This window comes from Roseateles sp. FW305-36 (assembly GCF_058787015.1).
In genome coordinates, this window is record NZ_JBYSZK010000032.1 from 1 (window position 1) to 16,875 (window position 16,875).

A 16,875-nucleotide genomic window follows, 5' to 3' on the forward strand; every position below is an offset into this window, starting at 1 on the left:
GAAGAGGCCATCGCGGCCATCTGGGCACAAGTGCTCAAGGTGGAGCGCGTCGGGCGCCAGGACGACTTCTTCAAGCTTGGTGGGCACTCGCTGCTGGCATTGATTGTGGCGGACGCAATCGCAAAACAGTTTGGACGAGAAGTTCCCCTGCAGATGGTATTTCAAACCTCAACGCTCAAATCGCTATCGGAAGCGCTGGCAGGTAAGGTCGAGATCAAAACAAGAATCTCTTGGGACTAACAAGCAATGATCACCAAGCTTCCAATCGCTATACCTTCGGTTTATACATATCTGCATCATGCCAATCCCTTGGCTGTGTCGGAGCTGAATCCGAAATCAATCCCGTGCCTCAGAAATTATTTCATTCAACTTTATAGCATCCCCGCCGCGCCTGATTTCATTATTGACTTTTATCACTACGATGGGATGTATCCGAGATACCCTTTTGTGGACAGTAGTTGGGTTTCTGCAAAAACACTCTCTTCGATGGGGGGGGACGTGGTGAGCCAATTCAAATCGATGTTGGATACGAATTGCTATGTCGAGGCCTATCTTAATGAGGTCCACTTAAGCGCAAGCCACGCCTATCAACAGAAAGAGGACTGGATTCATAACAACATGATATTCGGGTATTCAGATGAGGCGGAATGCTTTTATGCCCAAGGCTTCATGGGCCAAGCCTTTGGCAAGTATGAGATTCCATACGCTCAGATCGCCCCCGCGCTTCCAATCTCATCCGGAGTTTCTCTCAAAAGCATAACACCGCATGCAAAATACAATAATACGCTGAGTTTTCGCAAAGATATTGTGGCTGCCTTGCTGGAGGACTATCTTGCAAATGGCAATAGATTTCTCACCTTCAAGCCAGAAGGAGCGATTTACGGGCAGGCTACTTACGAAGTCATTATCGACCAGCTTGAGGCAAGTGGGAATGCGCCGATCGATATTCGCCCTTGGCACCTCTATTTGGAACACAAGAGAAAGATTAGAGGTCTGGCGAATTACGTGGCCGAATGCAGTGGGCGCCCTCTCGCCCTCAATATGGAAGAGGGCTTTAGAAACCTCGAGGAAGACACAATGAATGTGCGCAACTACATCATCGACTGCGCCACAAGAGGGAGAACTGTGAAGATTGACGCTCTAAGGCGAAATGTCAAGGTAATCATGAAAGCAGAATACGAAATTCTGCATGAATTGCAGAAAATCGTTCAATCGTTGCATCAAGAATAAGTCTTTAGCTATTTTAAATCATGAACCCTACTCTTTCTGAGTCGCATCCGACGGCAGCGCCTTCCTCCTCTATACCTTCCCTATCCAATCTGCCACTGGATGTTGATTTACTGCTGCAAGACGATGTGTGCATCGAACCTTTGGTGTTGGGGTGGAGCGCTTGGCCATTGCTGCTGGCGCCGGCCAGCTTGGCGCTTTTCCTGAGCAAGCGCCTTTTGCCCTTGCTGGACGATTTCTTGGAGGATCCCAGTGCACATACTGACTTGGCGGGCATTCCAAGCATGTACGGCGGGCATTTCGTCTGCAAACAAGAAGCTGACATACCCGCGATTTCGGCACTCGCAATCGAGACTCGCAAACGCGCTGCCGACTTGCTCGCTCTGGCAGATGCTTGGCAAGCTACCAATCAGCGTCTCCAAACCGCCGCAGTTGGCCAATCCCTCAATGATTTCTACACTCAACTTCCATCTGCGTTGCAGGGGATGGTCGAACTCGTTTATGACCTGCATCATCGGCCGGCAGTGAGATTGTTTGAAGAGTTGGTGGCTGATGCATATCCCCTTAAGGCCCTTACTCAGATCTACATGCATCGCACGGGTCCCACTGAGAGGGACTTCTTCATGTGCACTCCGCGCTTGGCACGGCCCCAAGACCTCATACTCAATTGGGCTTTGGACGATCCGCGCATCGACAAACTGACGTCATTGCGAACGAGCCCAGCAACGCCGAGCACTTTGAAAGAAGCCCTTGGATTGGACGATCAGCAACTCAGCCTACTGGCGAGCATGTGCAAACCAGCAGCTAAGAGGGGCGTAGCGCAGGAAGACGACCACAGCACTGCATTGCCCCCCGGCGACGTGCGAGTGCGCTACTTTGGTCATGCATGCATCTTGGTTCAATCGGCAGAACAGTCGATTTTGATCGATCCGTACTTCAGCATGAAAGCGCAGAAAAATGCGCATTTCAGTGTGCACGATCTTCCAGAACGGATCGACTGGGTGGTTTTCTCGCACTCGCACCAGGACCACCTTAGTGCCGAGATGCTCTTGCAGCTGCGAGCGCGTATTGGGCGAATCGCAGTACCGAGCAATAACGCGGGTTCCATCGCAGACCCCTCATTGAAATTAATACTTGGACAGCTGGGATTTTCCAATGTGGTGGAACTAAGTCCCTTCGACCGCATTGAGTTCCCTGGGGGGAACTTGATGAGCCTGCCATTCACAGGAGAACATTGCGATCTCGACATTCGTACAAAGCATGCTTTGTATCTGACCTTGAATGGTCACAGGGCAATGTTCCTGGTGGATTCCGACGGAAGGGATATTCACTTATACAAGCGGCTGCTGGCCCGCGTAGGGCCGCTAGACGCCGTTTACCTTGGCATGGAATGCGAAGGTGCACCTCTGAATTGGCTCTATGGTCCCGTCTTGGGAGCGCCGACAAAGAATCAGCACGCAGAGTCGCGTAGGCTGTGCGGGGCGGACTGCGAACGCGCTTGGGCCATCGTTAACGTACTGCAGCCCCGGGAGGTATACGTCTACGCCATGGGCCAAGAGCCCTGGATGCAATCTGTGATGGGCTTGCAGTATGCCTCCGACAGTATTCAGCTTGTGGAAGCAGAGCGTTTTGTCGCGCGTTGCCAATCCCATGGCATTCGCGCCAGCCGCCTGTTCATGAAGGCCGAAATTAGCTATGGGAACAGAACGTAATAAGCGTCCCGGGACTTCGCCGTCTCAGCGTGCACGAAAATGGGATTGCACGAGGTGCGAATTATTTAGTTGCGCAGAGAGATTCTATTGATGGTCACCGCGCAGCATCAAATTCTTAATCATCACGCGCCAGCGTTGCTGAAGCAGCTGCAGTCGCATTGGAGCGCAGCGCCGCTTTTGTGCCATCCGAGTCTTCCGTCCACCATGTCCGGCGTGGCGCTACCGCTTTCGACACTCCCACTATTCACAAGCGCGGGTGGTGGGAATGTTGGGCGTCCGGAGATCACTCCAATGAGTGAACGTCAATCAGAAACTTTGCCAACATTGAACTGGGTTATATCAACACCTCCAGCATTGAGTAATGCCAGTTCGCCGCGCCTGCGCAGCTTCATCGCCGGTCGCCTGTGCGCTGAACTGGCGCTACATCGCTTGACTAAAGTCGCCGAAGGAGTGCATGACCATACGCTCGCCGCTGACATTCAAGAGGGTGTGGGTATGGGCCCGCAAGGCGAGCCTATCTGGCCGTTGGTTCATGGCCAATTGGTAGCTGGTTCAATCACTCATAGCGAACGTTGGGCTTTGGCTGTCGTGAGCCTCAAAGAGCAAATCAGCAGCATTGGGATCGACTGTGAAGAACTGATGGACGCCCCAAGCCACGCAGCTGCGCTTCAAGTTTGTTTCACCGAACAAGAACTCAAACGATTCGCGGACCTCGAACGCAACACCGTGTTAGCCACCATACTTTATAGCGTCAAGGAGGCTTTCTATAAAGCGGTTTGGCCTTATGTGCGTCGCTTTGTGGATTTCAAGGAGGTGGAAATTGTGGTGCTGGATATTGACAAGAGAGTTTTGCACTTGGAGTCACAAAGCAGCGACTTGGTGCCCTTGTTGCGCAAGCGTTGGCTTCATCTCTTCACCCAGAATAATGAGACAGTGCATGCAATGAGTGCATTGTTTAATGAAAAGCACGTCAACTAAAATGACTGAGCACAGGAAACAATATGGCCACATCCGCCACTGAGGGGCAATTACTGCCTGCGCCCGACGGTGCCAATCTAATAACAGAGGATATATCGAGACAGCATACAGGCGGCCCAACTGCGAGCATGCAGAAAATTAGTTCGCCCAAAGCGACTTCGCTGTTGCGTCAATATGCCTGGAAGATCGGCCTGACCTACATGCTGACCGTATCTGAGAACGGTGTGCGCCTTGCCTATCCCTTGGTAATTGGGCTGACTATCGATGCCCTGCTAAAGGGGCAATCGTACATGATATTGGCGGTTGCTGGAATTTGGGTCTTGCATATGTCGATCTGCATCGCCCGTCTGCTATATGACACCCATGCCTTTACACGCATATATAGCGATTTGGTCGAGCGTACCGTTGCGGTGCAGCGCCAAGCAAACGTCCAACCGGAGGTGATCGCTGCACGCGTAGCACTTTCGCGTGAACTGGTTGAGTTTTTTCAGTTTGGAGTACCGGGGCTGGTCACGAGCATAGTTGGCTTGATCGGATCAGGGTTCATGCTTGCACGCCATGATGCCGTGATTGGCGCCATGGTCATTGCTGTCTTGCTGCCAGTGTTGGCAATGTACGTATGGTTTGGGAAACGTAGCCTGCGACTGCACCGCCTCTTGAACAACCAAATGGAGCGTGAGATCGGCTTGGTTGTTAGGCGCCCTATGGAAAGCGTTGCCCGACATATGGCTCGCTTGCGCGCTTGGCGACTGCGCATTTCAGCCGGCGAGGCAAAAACTTGGGGGCTCGTCGATTTATGTTCACTAGCGTTGTGCGCCGTGCTGTTGCTACGACTTGCCGCGCAGCCAGGCGTCACACCTGGCAATATTTACGCCGCACTGGCATATCTGTTTGATTTTAGCCTCGCTGTTGGAATGCTGCCCCAGGTTGTTCAGCATGCGATGCGGGTTCGAGACATCTGGCGCCGATTGACTACTTGAATTTTTTCAGTGAACAAAAGCATTTGCAATCAGCAGCTTGACGGTAAATCTGTAGAACCATTGTGTTCGTTGGATTTCGAAAAAGGCGAAGAGACCCGGCATGAATCGACCGTCAGATAAGAAAAATTGCTGCGCAAGAAATGCATTGCTCGCAATGCAGATCGTCATCGCCGCTGTACTTTTATACGATCAAGTTCCGCTCGTGATAACCATGGCACCAGCAACCAACTCATGGGCATTTGGTATCGGTGCCGCAATGGTTCTCGACGTAATTCGGCAGTTGATAAAAAACAGATAGTCGCCTCGGCATGGGAAATTCCCGCAATGCCAACCCTGCCACTTCCCCAAAGTTTGCAAATTAAGCAATTGCAAACCACCAGCCCAAATTCCAATTAAATCAATTGATCATGCAAAAGATTAGCTTGATAACGCCCGTCTTTAATTCCCAGGAATATATAGCAGATTGCTTGCGATCTGCATTTTATTCCTTTAGCAATGGCGATTTTGAGATCGAGCACATTGTGGTCGATGATGGCAGCACTGATTCTTCAATGGCGGTGGCAAGACAGACCATTGATGAACTCCAGTCTGCATCGCCAGATGCGATTCATCGTCAAGCCTGGTTTAAGAATGCCCGTTATTCCTATCAAAGCTACTCTATTGCACACTCTGGCCGTCCTTCCGCAGTGCGCAATTTTGCGCTGGGAAAGGCAACGGGGGATTATATTTTCTGCTTAGATGCTGATGACGTGCTTCTCCGGCGATCCATCAACGTGTTGCTGGATGCTGCGCGAAGGAAAAATGCCAGTATGACCTATGGAAACTATTTGGCCTGCAACGCCTCCACTCAATATAGCGTAGGTTTCGATTATTGGGGAAAAGACTTCGCTTCCTTGCCAGCGTTGTTGGAAGATTTTCTCTTGGCAAGGGTTTTCATTCCGCCGACCGCGCTTTACCGCACTGATACCCTGTCCGCCCTTGGCGGCTGGGATGAGAAAATCACATTCGGCGAAGATTGTGATTTGAACTTGAGGCTCGCATTGGCTGGACATCTGCCGCAATATATTGAATGCCCGGTCATTCTTAAGAGAAGTCACCCTGGAAATCTAACTCGATTTTATGGAAAGAAAGGCTCAAATATTCGACAGGCAGAATTTCGCGCGCACTACACGAAGCATCGCTCATCCATAGAAAATCTATTGGCCGAGGAGAAGGTTGCCGAGATCCGCACTTTCTTGAACTTCGATGATGCTCCCGAATTCCACTATCCGCCTTCGGAAGATGAAGCGGAACGCATGAGTGGGGTATTGTGAAAACGATCGACTGAATCGGGATCGGCCGGTGCCACAGGCGTCACGGGAGTAACCCCTGCGTTGTCTGCATTTCCGGCGAAAGTCGAGAATGCCTCGGTGATAGTTAATTTTGGCGAGTTGATAATTAGAGTGGAAGTGCGTTAGAGCGATGAGAAATACTGGGTGCATTTTAGAAGATCATGAGAATCCAAATGGTGCCCCTCATCGTTGGATATTTCGCACCGAAGAGAAGATTTCCGTCAAGTTTGGATTGTCAAGCGGAGAGCTATTTGGAGAGCCGCTCTTGATTGTTAGATCTTGGCACAATGACATCCTTATCGAGATGCCGCTAAGCGCCACGCATCATGCCGATAGAATTTGGTTGGAAGCGGAATTCTCGTTGCCCGAGGGGTATTACCTATATCAGCTCGTCACGCGAAAGGATGAGCAGGCGATTTTCTTGTGCCCGCCGCGGTTCTTGGTTGTTTCCGATGAAATCCCTCGGACGCTAAGTGAAATAAGCTTGCGCTCAGGAAACGGCGCGCCGGTGGAATCCGCAGCTGACAGTGAGGGTAATGACAGGAGCCCGGGCCTCGTCTATTCAATCGTCCTGGACCGCTTCGCAGTTGGCAAAGAAGGCGGGAATGCTGCGGTCAATGAGATGTTTCTCAACGCTACTTGCCCTTTTGGCAGACACGGCGGAAATCTAAATGGGCTTCTAGAGCGCCTTCCCTACATAAAAGGGTTGGGTGTTGAAACCATTTTATTGAATCCTGTTTATTTAAATGAGAATCTTTTGTATCATGGATATCATCCACTGAATCTTCTTATGGTGGATCCATTGATCGGAACTGCGGCTGAACTTCGCTCCTTGGTCAATGCAGCGCACTCGCTGGGCATGCGTGTAATGATTGATGTGGTGTGCAATCATCTAGGTGATTTGATTGATTGGGGCGCTCATGCGCCAAATTTTAGATATTTTGCAGCGCAGCCGAGCGAAGTTGATAGAGCTTGGAAGCCAAGAACTGTTCAACGACGAGAAAATCCGTTCAGCACGGCATCTTTGCTCCCATATCCCGAAACCGCTAGATCTATTGATCTTTTCCATGGTATCGATTTCCCCGATGATCCGTTTCGCTGTCGGCTATTTGAACTGCTGGAAGACTGGCGCACCGAAGAGGAATCGGTTAGAGACCTTTTGATTGGGCACGTCAAATATTTGATTTCTGAATTTGATTTTGATGGTGTGAGGTACGACGCGGTGCGGCACGTCGAGCCGGACTTTTGGCGGCGATGCCTGCATGAGGTGGGTCACTACGCCCGTTCCCTCGGGAAGGTCGATTTTGTCCAAGTCGCAGAGCATGCTGGCTCGTCTGAGGAGGAGTACTTACCTTGGCGATCAGCTGGGTTTGGTTCCATGCTTCAATTCCCCCTTAGCGCATATTTGCGCGCAGGCCTCAAGGAGGGCATAGGAGTCGAACGTTTCGCGCATTATCTTTGCGGAAATGAGCCGATCGAAAAAACGGGCGCCAGTATTGATGACTATCTTTTTCTGGACAACCATGACCAGACACGTCTTCTCAGTGATCTGCATGACACTTTCGGCTCGGATGCGACTGCTGCTTTTCAAATCTGTTTGGCTTCGTTGCTTTTAGGGCGCCTTTGTCCGGTTATCTATTATGGAACAGAGCAGGATTTCAGCGGTGCTCTCGGCATGTTCTGGGATCCAAACAAGGAGCGTCTAGTTAATGAGGATTGTTACGTGCGAGAAGATATGTTTCGCAATGAAGATTGCCTCTGGCTTGGTGGAGAGTTAAATAGTCCGCAATACGAACCATACAGTATGGTTTCGCCAACCTATCAACTAATCCGCTGGCTTTCTGCTACAAGGCAACTCGTAGATGTCCGCAGGCCCCTGCTGTTCAAGTTCAATGACGATGGCGTGTCCTTGATCGCATTTCGAAGTTTCGATTCTGGTAAGAGACTGATGATTATCATTAATCATTCTGACGTCCATGTAGAGAGGCGGCTGGACACGTTGCCGTTGAATGCAACCGGCGTCGAGGTTGCCGAGGCGCCGTTCATCAGGCCTGGCAGTGCTCGCCTGGACCGCGGCGCCATTGCTTGTTTGATCCCGCCTTACGGAATCGTTGCCCTTCACCTGCAATGCGGAGTGGCGAATGTTCACTAGCGCTGCACCGGGAGTTCAATGTGCGCAGCTTTCAACAGGTAGGAATCCCCCCCCGTCGATCAATGTGCTTGTGCTTGCATGGGAATACCCTCCGGCCATCACCGGTGGCTTAGGTGTTGCTTGCAAAGGTCTGTGTGACGCATTAGCTGGCATCCCTGGTCATTCTCTGCAAATAGTCTTGCCGGCTCAGCGAGCGGAGAAGATCGCTGAAATTTTTTCCAGCCTGCAGTCTAGTTACGATGGATCTTCGGATTTGATATCGTCTACTTTTGACTTTGCCAATTCTGTTGCTAACTGGCCGTCGTTCCGGAAGGCTGATGTCATTCATGGCCACGATTGGCTTACGTTCTCGGCCGCCCTTCAGTTGCAGCGGAACTGCGACATTCCGTTCGTCGCACATGTTCACTCGCTGGAAGTCGATAGAGCCCCTTACAAACCCAACCCGGCAATTGTTCGAATTGAACAGCAAGCTTTTGAGCGAGCATCGGCAATCATCGCTGTGAGTAATTTCACAAAGCAGCGGATTGTGCGTGCTTTTGGAATTCCATCGTCAAAAATACGAGTTATTCACAATGGTGCTTCTCCGGATTTTCAAATAAATCGTCACGTACCGCTCTATCAGCGAAAGAAGAGAGTTTGCTTTATTGGTAGGTTGACCACGCAGAAAGCGCCTGATCGGTTTCTGAGAGTGGCGGCCGAGTTGGCAAAATGGGATGCCAACTTGACGTTTGATATCGTTGGCGTGGGGGATATGTATGAATCATTAAAAAAGCAAATTGACGATTCTTTGAGGGAGAAGGTGGTCTTTCACGGCTTTCTCTCTCCGCCGCAGGTCGCGCGCGTGTTGGAAGATTGTCGGCTGATGATCATGCCTTCAAGAAGCGAGCCTTTCGGCATCGCGGCGATAGAAGCAATCCAACTTGGAACGCCAGTCGTTGCATCACAGACAGTTGGGTTTGTGGAAGCTGTGCCAGCAGTAACTGTTGTTGATGGATCTTCGAACGAGGCTCTGACCGCAGCAAGCATCAAGCTGCTGAGTGATGTGTCGTTCGCTGAGCGGCAAATTGGCCGGGCTAATTCGGAGCTTCGGGAGCTGACGTGGCATCAAGCCGGTGTCCATGTGGCGAATATATTTAAAGAATTAGGCGTTGCGCCGCGAGCTGCGCCGTCTGTCGTGCATATTGATATTCATGGCTTGTAGTTTTTGCACGAATCAATATTGGTTTATTAAATACAACCTGCCGCATGGGTATGGGCCCGAGGCCTTGGGAGGAATATGAAAAGCAGTTTTCTAAAGCGTTGGCGTTGGCTCCTGATCATCGTTGCTGTGCTCTCCAGTGGGGCTGGCATCTGGTGGTTTATGCATACGCCGCCCCCACCCCCGCCGCCACCGAACGGTGTCGTGACTCTGGCGGACTTGACACAAGTCGTGCAGGCCGCCGGCGTGCTGCAGGCCAAGACGCGGGTTGACGTGGGCGCCCAAGTAAGCGGTCAGATCCAGACCATCCACGTGGAACTGGGTCAGCAGGTCCGCAAAGGCGATTTACTTGTCAGTCTCGATCCCGAGCTCGCGCGCAGTGATGTCGCACAAGCGGAGGCTGCTGTAGCGCAGGCAAGCGCTGCGTTAGACGCGCGTCGGGTTGACGCCGACGCTGCTCGCCGTGAACTCAAACGCCAGCAGCGCCTGCTCTCCGGCCAAGCCACGTCCGGCAACGAGGCCGAGAGGGCCGAAATCGAGCTCGCAAAGATCGAAGCTGACCTACGGGGGCAAGGCGCCAATCTCAGCCGTTTGCAGGCTGAGCTGGACAAGCGCAAGGTCAGTCTCTCTTACACCCGCATTACCGCGCCCATGAGTGGCACGGTCGTGAACCTGCCTGTGCAGGTTGGGCAGACGTTGATCTCGGTTCAGATCACTCCCGTCATCTTGACTTTGGCCGATCTCGACACCATCACAGTTCGCACCAAAGTGCCCGAGGCCGACATTCAGGCCATCAAGGTAGGCCAGGCTGCGCGGTTCTCGACGTTGTCGGGCGAAGGCAAGCGCTACGAAGGCAAGGTACGTGTCATTCAACCGGTGCCTGAGCGCGCGGGCAATGCGGTTTTCTATAACGTGCTCTTTGAGGTAGACAACCGTGATCGGTCGCTGTTTAGCGACATGACGGTCCAAGTGGACATCGAGACCGGTTCTGCGAAGCAGGTCTTGACGATGCCTATCGTCGCGCTGGGCGAAAGGGGCAAAGACGGGCGCTTCACTGTGCAGGTGCTTGATGCGGACAACAAGCAAACGCCACGACAAATCAAGGTCGGGTTACAGGATGGCGCGAAGGTGCAGGTCATCGAAGGCTTGAAGGTCGGCGACAAGGTGTTGCTTGCGCCGCCTAGCGCTGAAGATCCCGCGGCGTCTGGCGCCAGCGCTGCATCCAGCTGATCATGGCCTTCATCGAACTAAAAGACGTCGCTCGACACTATCGGTTGGGAGAAATCGACGTGCCCGCGCTGGACGGCGTTAGCCTGTCCATCGAGGCCGGTGAATTTGTCGCCATCATGGGTCAGTCGGGCTCGGGAAAGAGCACATTGATGAATGTGCTCGGCTGCCTGGACAATCCGACTCGCGGTAGCTTTGTCATCGACGGGCATGACGCCAGTACCCTTGGTCCTGACGAGCTCGCTGCTCTGCGTCGCGAGCGCTTCGGTTTCATCTTCCAGCGCTACCACCTACTGCCTCACCTAGACGCCTGCGCCAATGCTGCGCTCCCGGCGGTCTATGCCGGCGTCGCCACAGGGCCGCGTAGCGAGCGTGCCCGCGTGCTGCTGCAGCGCCTAGGGCTAGGCGAGCGTCTTCACCATCGCCCCAACGAGCTTTCCGGTGGCCAGCAACAGCGCGTCTCCATCGCGCGGTCGCTGATGAACGGTGGCCAGATCATCCTCGCCGATGAGCCCACCGGCGCGCTCGACTCGGCGTCGGGTGCGGAGACGCTGCGTTTGCTGGAGGAACTCAACCAGCGCGGCCACACCATCATTCTCGTCACTCACGATGCCGACGTTGCCGCTCACGCGCGTCGAGTTATCGAACTCAAAGACGGCAAAGTTGTCGCCGACAACGGAACTCCGGCTAACCATGTGCCGCCGAGCAATCCGCCAATCGACGTGAGCGGGGACGTGCGGCCGGCGGGCTTTCGGGGAGGGCTGCGCCATCTACGGGTGCAATGGCGTGAAGCCATCGACACAGCGCTGCTTGCGCTTAAAGGCAATCGCCTACGCACAGCGCTGTCCATGCTTGGTATCAGCATCGGCATTGCCTCCGTCGTCAGCATTGTTGCGCTAACTACAGCGGCCCGCTCCTCCATCGAAGCAGACCTTGCCAGCCTAATTTCCGGCCGCATTCCGGTTTGGCGGGGCAACCCAGGCCTGTCGCCCGGCGCCGTAGCTAAGCCTTTCCGGCCGCACGAGGTCGACTCTCTGCGCGCTCTGGCTGGCGTCAAGAGCGTTACGCTGAATAGGGAAATTCAGTTGACTGGGCGCCACCAGTCTCGTGATGCAACCCTGATAGCCGCCGGCGCTGACGCCAATACGTTGAAGCTACGAAAGCTAAAGCTTGTCCACGGCCGGTATCTGAACGACATGGATTTCGAGTCGCGCAGGCAAGTGGTCGTCCTGGATGAGAAATCACGCGACGCTCTGTTCAAAAAGAACGAGTCTCCCATTGGCCAACTCATCCTTGTCAATCCAATGGGTGTCAATCCAAATGAGCCTCAGCCTGGCGGCGGCGAAGGCCCCCTATCGCCTGGCGCTGCACCGCCCCAAGCCGTAGCAGCAATACCGTTGATGGTCGTCGGCGTGGTCGCCTCTAAAGGTGGCCCCTTCGGTTTTGACAGTTGGCTCGGCCAGCTTTACATCCCGAACACTACCTTTTCGCGCAAGCTCGACTCCCGCGCGGACGTCGACAACATCGACGTGTTGCTAGATCTGACAGTCCCACCCCAGCAGGTGCGCGAGCAGATCAATCACCGTTTAAAGGCCCTGCACGGTCAAGAGGACTTCAGCACTTGGAACGGCGAAGAGGAGTTCCTCAAGCTCCAAAGCGTCACAAGAGCGCTGGCGGCTTTGTTCGCCGGTGTCGCTGCCGTTTCCTTGTTGGTAGGAGGGGTTGGCGTAATGAACATCATGCTGGTCTCGGTTTCGGAGCGCACCCGCGAGATCGGCATCCGCATGGCAGTTGGTGCGCGCCAGGGCGACGTCAGGTTGCAATTCCTCATCGAAGCCCTTGTGCTGTGCTGCCTCGGCGGTCTCGTTGGCGTGGCGTTGAGTTGGTTGGCGGCGCAGGGCGTCAATGCGGCGCAGCAGCAACTGCATGTGGACATCAGTTGGACCGCGGTAGGTGTGGCATTCGCCGTATCCAGCGCCGTAGGCCTGATCTTCGGCACCCTGCCGGCCCGTCGAGCGGCCGCGTTGAGCCCGGTGGATGCACTGGCGCGGGAATAAAAGAACATGAAACTAAGTACCATCACGCTCGCCTTAGCAATACTGCTCGCCGGTTGTGCGTCACGCCCCGCCGCAAAGGCACCAGAGGTTGTTGCGCCCACTTCCTGGAGCTTGAGTGGCGGCGACGTGAAACCAGACTGGGCCGGCTTGCTGGACCCGCAGCTCTCCGCGTTGCAAGCCCGCGCTCTCCATGCCAACCGCGACATCGCGCGCGCTGCGTTGATTTGGCGCCAGGCGCAGTTGCTCGCCGATCAAACGGCTCTGCGTTGGGTGCCGAACATTGGCTTGCAGGCCAATGCAAGCCGCCCTCTAGAGCCTCAACGCACGACTCGCAATGTCGACATCGGCGGCGTCAACGTGCCAGTGACAACGTCGTCCGGCTGGAGCCGTAGCTACGGTGTCTCTGTGAGCGGCGGCTACGAACTTGACCTGTGGGACCGTCTGGACCAGACAACTGCGGCCGAACGCGCTCAGGCCGATGCGGCCCGTACCGATATCGATGCGGCCCGGTTGCTTATTCGCAGCCAAGTCGCGGAGGCTTACTGGACGTTGGCAGCCATCCGCGCTCAGCGACCACTCGCGGAGGATCAGCTTAACCTGACTCGAGAAACGCTGGAACTGACACGGCAGCGTGTGCGTGAAGGCAAACTGTTGCCTCTTGAGCTCGACAAGATTGTCGTCACAGTACAAGCTGCAGAGACGCGGCTGGCCGACCTCGCTGCCGACCAACTTCTGCAACGACAGCGCCTCGCACTGCTGCTTGATGAGCCGCTGCCTGGGCCGATGCCTGACGCTGAGCTGCCTGAAGGCGCGCCGCCACGCTGGCGACTGGCTGAGCCTGGCGAAGTGTTGGGGCAGCGACCTGACGTACAGCGCGCCCGCCTTGGCGTGGACAGAGCTCTGGCCCGCCTTCGCGTCAGCGAAGCTGAGCGGTACCCACGCCTGTCGTTCTCCGCTGGCCTGAGTACAGGCGGAACGCGCTCGAGCGACTGGTTGTCGCAACCGCTCGCTTCCTTCGCTGCCAATCTCGCCGTGCCACTAGTTGACTGGCAGCGACTCAACTTGCGGCGCGACAGCGCCCGCACCGAACTCGACGGTGCGGCGCTGGCGTTGCGCGACACGTTGCAAAGTGCGCTTGCCGACGTAGAGCTTCAGCGAATCGAAGTTGACCGCACGGCGCAGCAACTGCAAGCCAATGCGGGCCGGCTAAAAGAAGCCGTCGAGAACGAACGCTTGGCCAGACTTCGCTATGAGGTGGGCGCAATCTCGCGTGCCGACTGGCTGCAGATACGCAGCGCTGTGCTCGATGCCGAACAAAGCCGTATCGAGTTACGTCTGCGGCAGTGGGTGCAGCAAGCCGCACTCTTCAAGTCGCTTGGCGGCGCGTGATGCCATCTCACCCGCCTGGTATTGGGGACCCTGATTAGTGTGCGACGTGCTGCTGCCAGTGCTGGGCATGTACCTGGTGCAGCCTGCGCCTGCACCACTTGCTGAACAGCCGCATGGCGGGCGAGATCGGCTTCGTGGTGCGCAGTTCCCCTTGCGAGTGTGGTGCGGCACCTGCATCGCCCTGTGCGTGACGCCCGGCCCCACATATGCGGCGTTCGCCGATTTGTTCGAGTTCAGCTTGGCCGTGGCGACGCTGCCGGAGGTAGTCCAGCATGCCGGACAGGTGCGGGACATTTGGCGGCGGTTGACGGCGTGAAGCTCGCTTGGACTTTGGTTTTTTGGTGTTAGGTATGAAAGGATGAATCATGAAAACGCAGTTGGCGTGTTCCGAATCGCAAAACTTTGCGATCCCGCGTGTGACGCGCGCAGAATTCAACGAGCGCGGCTTCCTGGAGCAGAGAAGCCCCGTCATCATTACTGACGCACTTCACGAGTGGCGTATCGCCGAGCGCTGGACGCCCGAGTACTTGATGAACGTGGCGCGCAACCGGCCCGTAAAGCTGAGTACGTGCAGCGACGGCGATTTCCGCGTCGACCTCTCGGAAATCCGGCGCTTTGATCAGACCGAAGTCGATTTCGGAACGGCCGCGCAGCGCATGTTGGAAGACGATGCGAACAACCACGCGTACGTGATGCAGCAATCGATCCCGGACCAACTGCCGGAGCTGTTCGACAACCTAGTTGTGCCCGAGTGGATCGCGGACTGCCGGATGTCAATCAATCTCTGGTTTGGCCGTCGTACCTCGTCGCAACTACATTTTGATCACTCAAACAATCTGTTTGCGCAACTGCACGGCAGCAAGGAATTCACTCTATTCGCACCGGACGAGACGCCGCACCTGTACCCGTATCATCATGACGTATGGACCGCCCACCTGTCCAAAGTCGAACCGGACCGGCCCGACCTGGAAGTCCACCCGGATTTTGCGCGGGCCAAGGCGCTGCGCTTCAAGATCCACGCCGGCGAGCTCCTGTTCATGCCGGCGTTTTGGTGGCATTTCGTGCGCGCGCGCGACGTGTCGGTCTCGGTGAATTTTTGGTGGGACCCGTCGCTAACACAGTGGCTCGGCGCATCGAACGCCACCCGCATGTTGCCTAGTCTCTATGCCGAGGACCGGCTGGAGCAGTTCCGGCAGGAGTCCCTTGCGCCGTCTGGGCTTGACTTCATAACGGCTGGCGAACGCTTCCTAGATCACGGCCGGACCTGGGGCGCGGCGCTGTTCGCGGTCGTAGCGCTGAACGCCTGGGGTCGACGCTACCTCACTGAAGATGGCGCCGAACCCGCTCCCGGAAGCAGTCTGGCGTCGCTGGCTGCTGAACTGCAGACGGTGTGTACGGCCTTGCTCGCAGACTCAACGTTGCCGCCGGCGCATCGCTGGGCGATTCAGGACAGTGCCGCGCTTGCGGCTCTGATCGCCCGCTCGCACGACGATGCGCAAGTCGAACGCAAGCGGGTCGAGGCGCTATTCGATGCGCTGCGCGCCTGCGAGGCGCAGTCTTCAGTACTGACGGCGTGATCGAGGCCGCTAACTGATGGAGTCAAAAGAGATCGGGCGCATCCGACGCCGGAGTCAGGAAGGATGCGTGAGTAGGAGGCGACTCTAAGAGGGTCGAACTTGGCCTCCGTTGCCAGGGTCATCATCACATCGCGGCAGGCTGCCTGCTCCGATGCGGACATTCAGTTCAGCGCGCCTCCTCATGGTCATCTTGGGGTTGCTCTAAAGTATGCTGTGGCATCGGGATGGCCCCGGAGTTCGACTGTGGCTATGGGTCCGTGAACTTGCTGCCGGCATGCGTCCACATCTGCTGCGTGGCGCACCGTGTTGTAGTCAGCTTGCCAGCGCACAGGGTGAATTGGCTGGACGGATGCATCGCGCCGACCATGACAAGAAGATCCATGGGGGCAGAGTTGCCCACTCCGCACTGTCTGCGATGTCAGCGGTCTACGCCCTATGCAGCATCGTCATGCTCCTGCAGGAAGCGCCGCAAGATTTCAGCGTCCTCGTGGCTCAACTGGCGTTGGGCGGAAAAATGCTTAACGAATCGAGACAGCCGGCTGTCGAAGACCCGGTCGAGCAGGCTTAAGAATTCGCGTTGCTCCCATTCGTCACGCGCGACCAAAGGGGCGTAGAGGTAGCGCCGGCCATCGCGATGCGCCTGCAGTGCGCCCTTGTTGAGCAATCGATTCAGCAGCGTCTTGACGGTGCCCAGCTGCCAATCGCCTTCCTGAGATAGCCTACCGAGGATGTCTTCGGCACTCAGCGGATGGCGTACCCATAAGGCGCGCATGATCTCGGATTCGGCACCGGATATGTTGCTCATAACGGGCGACGTTTTGTTGAAGATAGATTGTCAACGAGTGTTGTCGCCTCCTCGGTCGAGAGAAACCCGAAGGCTTTGCCGGGCCGGTGCGCTGCCCCCAGGATTCGTAGCACTTCGATCTAGAGCCCAGGGGTTTGCATCGTAGTTGTCGATGCGGGGTTAGGCGCGGGGGGGGGGGGGGGGGGGGGGGGGGGGGGGGGGGGGGGGGGGGGGGGGGGGGGGGGGGGGGGGGGGGGGGGGGG

13 protein-coding genes are annotated in these 16,875 nt (G+C 55.6%); 12 read left to right on the plus strand and 1 reads right to left on the minus strand.

All coding sequences use genetic code 11. From position 1 onward, the window contains the following. The 12 genes from AC3WOE_RS30140 to AC3WOE_RS30195 all read left to right on the plus strand — a co-directional run. On the plus strand, window positions 1–240 hold a 240-nt coding region (locus AC3WOE_RS30140; RefSeq protein WP_492696162.1), incomplete at its 5' end, for a phosphopantetheine-binding protein. Window positions 241–246: 6 nt separating this feature from the next. Then, window positions 247–1,230: a hypothetical protein gene (locus tag AC3WOE_RS30145; RefSeq protein ID WP_492696164.1), complete on the plus strand. Its 984-nt coding sequence runs from the start codon at window positions 247–249 to the stop codon at window positions 1,228–1,230. Window positions 1,231–1,250: 20 nt separating this feature from the next. Continuing rightward, window positions 1,251–2,939 (plus strand): MBL fold metallo-hydrolase, encoded by a 1,689-nt coding sequence (locus AC3WOE_RS30150; protein ID WP_492696166.1) that lies wholly within the window; start codon window positions 1,251–1,253, stop codon window positions 2,937–2,939. A gap of 90 nt (window positions 2,940–3,029) precedes the next feature. Then, window positions 3,030–3,917 carry a 4'-phosphopantetheinyl transferase family protein gene (locus tag AC3WOE_RS30155; RefSeq protein ID WP_492696168.1) on the plus strand — a complete coding sequence of 296 codons (888 nt, stop codon included), beginning with the start codon at window positions 3,030–3,032 and terminating at the stop codon, window positions 3,915–3,917. 23 nt (window positions 3,918–3,940) lie between these two features. Further along, window positions 3,941–4,897: an ABC transporter six-transmembrane domain-containing protein gene (locus AC3WOE_RS30160; protein ID WP_492696170.1), complete on the plus strand. Its 957-nt coding sequence runs from the start codon at window positions 3,941–3,943 to the stop codon at window positions 4,895–4,897. Between the two features lie 407 nt (window positions 4,898–5,304). Next, window positions 5,305–6,210: a glycosyltransferase family 2 protein gene (locus tag AC3WOE_RS30165; protein ID WP_492696172.1), complete on the plus strand. Its 906-nt coding sequence runs from the start codon at window positions 5,305–5,307 to the stop codon at window positions 6,208–6,210. Between the two features lie 148 nt (window positions 6,211–6,358). After that, entirely contained in the window at window positions 6,359–8,380 is a 2,022-nt protein-coding gene (locus AC3WOE_RS30170) for an alpha-amylase family glycosyl hydrolase (RefSeq protein WP_492696174.1), read from the plus strand. Beyond that, window positions 8,370–9,581, plus strand: coding sequence for a glycosyltransferase family 4 protein (locus AC3WOE_RS30175; RefSeq protein WP_492696176.1), 1,212 nt, complete (start codon window positions 8,370–8,372; stop codon window positions 9,579–9,581). Before AC3WOE_RS30170 ends, AC3WOE_RS30175 begins: the two co-directional genes overlap by 11 nt. 75 nt (window positions 9,582–9,656) lie before the next feature. Next, window positions 9,657–10,808 carry an efflux RND transporter periplasmic adaptor subunit gene (locus AC3WOE_RS30180; protein WP_492696178.1) on the plus strand — a complete coding sequence of 384 codons (1,152 nt, stop codon included), beginning with the start codon at window positions 9,657–9,659 and terminating at the stop codon, window positions 10,806–10,808. A gap of 2 nt (window positions 10,809–10,810) precedes the next feature. Next, window positions 10,811–12,862, plus strand: a complete 2,052-nt coding sequence (locus AC3WOE_RS30185) for an ATP-binding cassette domain-containing protein (protein WP_492696180.1) — start codon at window positions 10,811–10,813, stop codon at window positions 12,860–12,862. Window positions 12,863–12,868: 6 nt separating this feature from the next. Then, window positions 12,869–14,251: a TolC family protein gene (locus AC3WOE_RS30190; RefSeq protein ID WP_492696181.1), complete on the plus strand. Its 1,383-nt coding sequence runs from the start codon at window positions 12,869–12,871 to the stop codon at window positions 14,249–14,251. A gap of 365 nt (window positions 14,252–14,616) precedes the next feature. Beyond that, window positions 14,617–15,828, plus strand: a complete 1,212-nt coding sequence (locus tag AC3WOE_RS30195) for a cupin-like domain-containing protein (protein WP_492696183.1) — start codon at window positions 14,617–14,619, stop codon at window positions 15,826–15,828. Between the two features lie 433 nt (window positions 15,829–16,261). On the opposite strand, the gene AC3WOE_RS30200 is transcribed toward AC3WOE_RS30195, so the two are convergent. Next, window positions 16,262–16,633: a BlaI/MecI/CopY family transcriptional regulator gene (locus AC3WOE_RS30200; RefSeq protein ID WP_492696185.1), complete on the minus strand. Its 372-nt coding sequence runs from the start codon at window positions 16,631–16,633 to the stop codon at window positions 16,262–16,264. Window positions 16,634–16,875: the final 242 nt, after the last annotated feature.